The organism is Komagataeibacter kakiaceti JCM 25156 (assembly GCF_000613305.1).
Genome location: NZ_BAIO01000175.1, coordinates 1 through 4,235, shown reverse-complemented (window position 1 = coordinate 4,235; position 4,235 = coordinate 1). Strand labels below are relative to the sequence as shown.

The window sequence follows — 4,235 nt, the reverse complement described above, 5'->3', positions numbered from 1 at the left end:
ACCACCGCGCAGGCGTGATGGACCTGAACGCGGCCGATGGCGGGCGCAGGCGTTCATCGTCATGGAAATGGATGAACGGATCGCCACCACCGTCACCCAGCCACGGCTGGCCCATGTGCTGGCGCGCCACAAAGCGCCGGGTGCCGGGTTCCGTTTCTTCCGGCTGGCCGCGGCCCCGCCCGGCTGAGGCAGGGGCCATGCGGGTGGGCCGCCCGGCGGGGCGCGGGAAGTCGGTATCCTGTTCAGCGCATGGTAGGGCGGGGCCTGTTCTGCTAGGGTGACAGGTCTGGAAAAAACGTTCCCGCCAGCCCGCGGCAGGGAACGCTGCGCGGCATGGCGCATTTCTGCCAGGGTAGGGAACAGGGGGAACCGCTGGATGGATCTGGCGTGGACAGACAGGCGTGCAACGGTCGGGGCGTTTGTCAGGCGGCACTGGTGGACCTGCATGGCGGTGCCCGTCCTGCTGGGGCTGCTGGGTGGTTTCGCGGGCTACGTGAACTGGAACAGCCATAACGACGAGAATTTTGCCCGGCACAATATCCTGATGAAACATTCGCAGGAGGAAGCGGCCTATGCCCGCCAGCTTGCGGATTATGACCAGACGGTCATAAAAAACCGCCGCGTGTTTCTGGACATCACCCGCGCGGAGTTCGACCGCATCGCCACACCTGATGAGAAGGCGTGGCTTTTGCGCGAATACCGCAAATTCGATGTCAGCCGCGTCAAGACCTATGACGGGCATGACACCCGCCCCTTCCAGCCTTCGGCCTGCCCGGTTGCGCTGTGTTTTGTCCCGATCTTTGTCGAAGCCCTGCATGACGACCCGGTCCATAACACCAAATATGTGCAGGTGGGCGCGCTGGAGGATATGTCGCGCACCCTGATCATCGATCAGGAACAGTTCTGGCGCCTGCGCAAGCTGGTCATCCGGGTTGACGCCATCCTGTTCGCTGCCCGGCGCCAGCAGATTGCGGATTATGAACAGATGATGCAGCTTCGCGCCTCGCTTGATGTCCTGCGCACGACCACGCAGAACATCAGATAGCCGGGGGGAGGCCATGCCCCCACGGGCGCACCCTGAGCCCGGCAGCCCCCTGCGACAGGAAGCAGGACTAAGATCAAACCTTACAGCACATGACATGAGTATGTTTTTGCAGGAGTAAAACTGGTGGCCTCCATCATGCAAGCAGTGGCGCGGCATCCTTCCTCCCCCGTGGTTCCGGTGATCCTGTCAGGGGGGAGCGGCAGCCGGTTGTGGCCCGTTTCACGCAGTTCCTATCCCAAGCAGTTCTGGCCGCTGGTCTCGCACCTGACAATGGTGCAGGAAACGGCGCTGCGCAGCCATGGACCGGGTTTTTCGGCCCCCATCGTCGTCTGCAATAACGAACACCGCTTCATCATGGCCGAGCAGTTGCGTGAAGTGGGCATCACCACGCCGCGTATCGTGCTGGAGCCGGTGGGCCGTAATTCGGCCCCCGCCATCGCCGTCGCCGCCCTTCTCGCGGCCGAGACCGACCCCGACGCCGTATTGTGGGTCATGGCCGCCGATGCAGCCCTGCTCAAGCCGGAGAATGTGCCCCCCATGCTCGACCTGGCCGTGCGCGTGGCGCGTTCGGGCCGGATCGTCACCTTCGGCATGGTGCCGACCAAGGCGGAAACCGGCTACGGCTATATTGAAAAGGGGGCGGACATGCCCGGTTACGACGGGGCCTTTTCCGTCGCCAAATTTGTTGAAAAACCCGATGCGGTCCGCGCGGCCGGCATGGTCGAATCCGGGCGGTTCCTGTGGAATTCCGGCATGTTCGTATTCACCGCCCGCACCATGCTGCAGGAGATGGAAAAGTTCGAGCCCGCCATCCTGAGCGCCGTGAGGGAAGCGGTGAAGGCCCGCCAGACGGATTTTGATTTCGAACGTCTGGACAAGGCGGCCTTCGCCCGCTCGCCCGACATCTCGATCGATTACGCCGTGGCGGAACGCACGGAGCTCATGACCGTCATTCCCGTTGATTTCGGCTGGTTCGATGTAGGTAGCTGGGACGCGCTGTGGGAACTCAGCCCCAAGGACAGCCACGGCAACGCCACCATCGGCGATGTGATCGTGAACAATTCCACCAACAGCTACATCCGCACCGATGGCGTGCTGACGGCGGTGGCGGGCGTGCATGACCTGCTGGTGGTGGTGAACGAGGATGCGGTTCTCGTCGCCCACCGCGATCATGCGCAGGACGTGAAGGCCATCGTGACGGAGCTGAAACAGGCCGGGCGCAAGGAAGCGACGGCCCACCGGCGCTGTTACCGCCCATGGGGGTTTTATGAATCCCTGATCGAGGGCACGCGCTTCCAGGTCAAGCGGATCGTGGTCGAACCGGGGGAGAAGCTGTCCCTGCAGAAGCATTTCCACCGCGCCGAACACTGGGTGGTGGTGGAAGGCACGGCGCAGGTCACCCGTAACGAGGAAATCATCCTGGTGCGCGAAAACGAGAGTGTGTACCTGCCGCTTGGCGCGGTTCACCGGCTGGAAAACCCCGGTCGCATTCCCCTGACCCTGATCGAGGTCCAGTCCGGCCCCTATCTGGGGGAGGATGACATCGTCAGGCTGGAGGATGTGTACAGCCGCGCCTGATCCCCCACGTAATGGAGCGCCGGCAGGGCACGGGAATGGCGGGTAACCGTCCTTTCCGTGCCTTTTTTCATGTCCGGGTTCCGGGGATTCGCACCATGGTGAGGGGGTTCATATTTCCTTCATAAAACTGTCATGGACATATCATTTTTATTTGCGCGGGCAGTTATCTACTGTCCCGCCTGTCTGCCGGATAGCCAGACATGTCTGTTTTCTTCATGTCGGAGAACATGAGTATTATGTACTTTCCTGCTCGAATCCTAACCTGCGCCCTGCTGGCGACCGCACTGCCCGTCATGGCGCATGCCGCCGATATCACGGGCGCGGGCTCCAGCTTCGCCGCGCCCATTTACGGCGCCTGGGGAGCGGATAGCGGACGTGCCGTCGGCGTCAACCTGAATTACCAGACCGTGGGCTCCAGCGCCGGGCAGAACCAGATTCTGGCAGGCACCGTTGATTTTGGCGCATCCGATGTGCCCATGGAAGCGCAGAAGCTGGAAAACGCGCACCTGTTCCAGTTTCCCACCGTCATGGGCGGGATCGTGCCGGTCATCAACCTGCCGGGCATCGGGGCCAACCAGCTCCAGCTTGATGGCCCGACGCTGGCCGCCATCTACCGTGGCGAGATCGGGCAGTGGAACGATCCGAAGATCGCGGCACTCAATCCCGGCCTGAAACTGCCCGATACCGACATCGCCACGGTCCACCGCGCGGATGGTTCGGGCACCACGGCGGTCTTTACCGGCTATCTCGCCCGTGTATCACCCGAATGGCATGAAGGCAGGGTGCCGGGGCTTCCATCGCATGGCCCGGCGGCATCGGCGCGCGCGGGAATGACGGCGTGGCGGCCTCCGTACGCAATACGGAAGGGGCCATCGGCTATGTCGAATATGCCTTCGCCGCCAATGCGCATATGACGACGGTCAAGCTGAAGAACCACAGCGGCGCCTATGTCGCGCCGGGCATGGACAGCTTCAGCCGCGCGGCCGAGGCCGCCGACTGGAAGGACGCCGCGCACTTCGCCGTGGACCTGCTGGACACGACGGGGGCTGGCGCATGGCCGATCGTCTCCCCCACCTATGTGCTGGTGCCCGTGCCCACGGGCAAGGCCACGCACGGCGCGGCGGTGCGCAAGTTCTTTGGCTACGCGCTGGGCAACGGGGATGCGGCGGCCTACCGTCTTGATTACGTGCCCGTGCCCGCCAATGTGAAGACGGACATCCTGCACCAGTGGGACAGCGCCAAATAATACGTTATATCAAGTAAAGACAAAATAAATCCGTCCGGTCTCCGGGCGGATTTTTTTGTATCTGGCGGTGTCATAAAACCTTCATAAAACTGTATTGGAAACATAACACACAGAACAGATCAGTCATTCTAAATGAACCCGTCCTTCATTACGGAATGATTAATATGATTCGCCGGTCCGCTGTATCGTTCTTTCTTGGTTCTTCAGCCATATGGGGGGTATCCTTGTCACAACAGGCATCCGCGGCATCCGCTTCGGATGCGCAGATCCTTGCCCTCCAGCATGAAATGCAGGAAATGCGGCGCGAGATGTCGGGACAGATCAGCGTGCTGCGCCAGCGTCTTGCCCGGGCCGAGACCCATGCCA

3 protein-coding genes and 1 pseudogene are annotated in these 4,235 nt (G+C 62.0%); all 4 read left to right on the top strand.

What is annotated here, in order from left to right; translation table 11 throughout:
* Positions 1-187: hypothetical protein (locus tag JCM25156_RS23270; RefSeq protein ID WP_034959237.1), on the top strand; the 187-nt coding region annotated here is incomplete at its 5' end.
* A gap of 189 nt (positions 188-376) precedes the next feature.
* Entirely contained in the window at positions 377-1,045 is a 669-nt protein-coding gene (locus JCM25156_RS09965) for a hypothetical protein (RefSeq protein WP_025812965.1), read from the top strand.
* A gap of 135 nt (positions 1,046-1,180) precedes the next feature.
* Positions 1,181-2,623, top strand: coding sequence for a mannose-1-phosphate guanylyltransferase/mannose-6-phosphate isomerase (locus tag JCM25156_RS09960; RefSeq protein WP_034959238.1), 1,443 nt, complete (start codon positions 1,181-1,183; stop codon positions 2,621-2,623).
* A gap of 236 nt (positions 2,624-2,859) precedes the next feature.
* Positions 2,860-3,869, top strand: a pseudogene (gene pstS / locus JCM25156_RS23265) (phosphate ABC transporter substrate-binding protein PstS).
* Positions 3,870-4,235: the final 366 nt, after the last annotated feature.

Coding starts and splice junctions, on each gene's coding strand:
- JCM25156_RS09960 (WP_034959238.1), top strand. CDS start 1,181: ATGCAAGCAGTGGCGCGGCATCCTTCCTCCCCCGTGGTTCCGGTGATC.
- JCM25156_RS09965 (WP_025812965.1), top strand. CDS start 377: ATGGATCTGGCGTGGACAGACAGGCGTGCAACGGTCGGGGCGTTTGTC.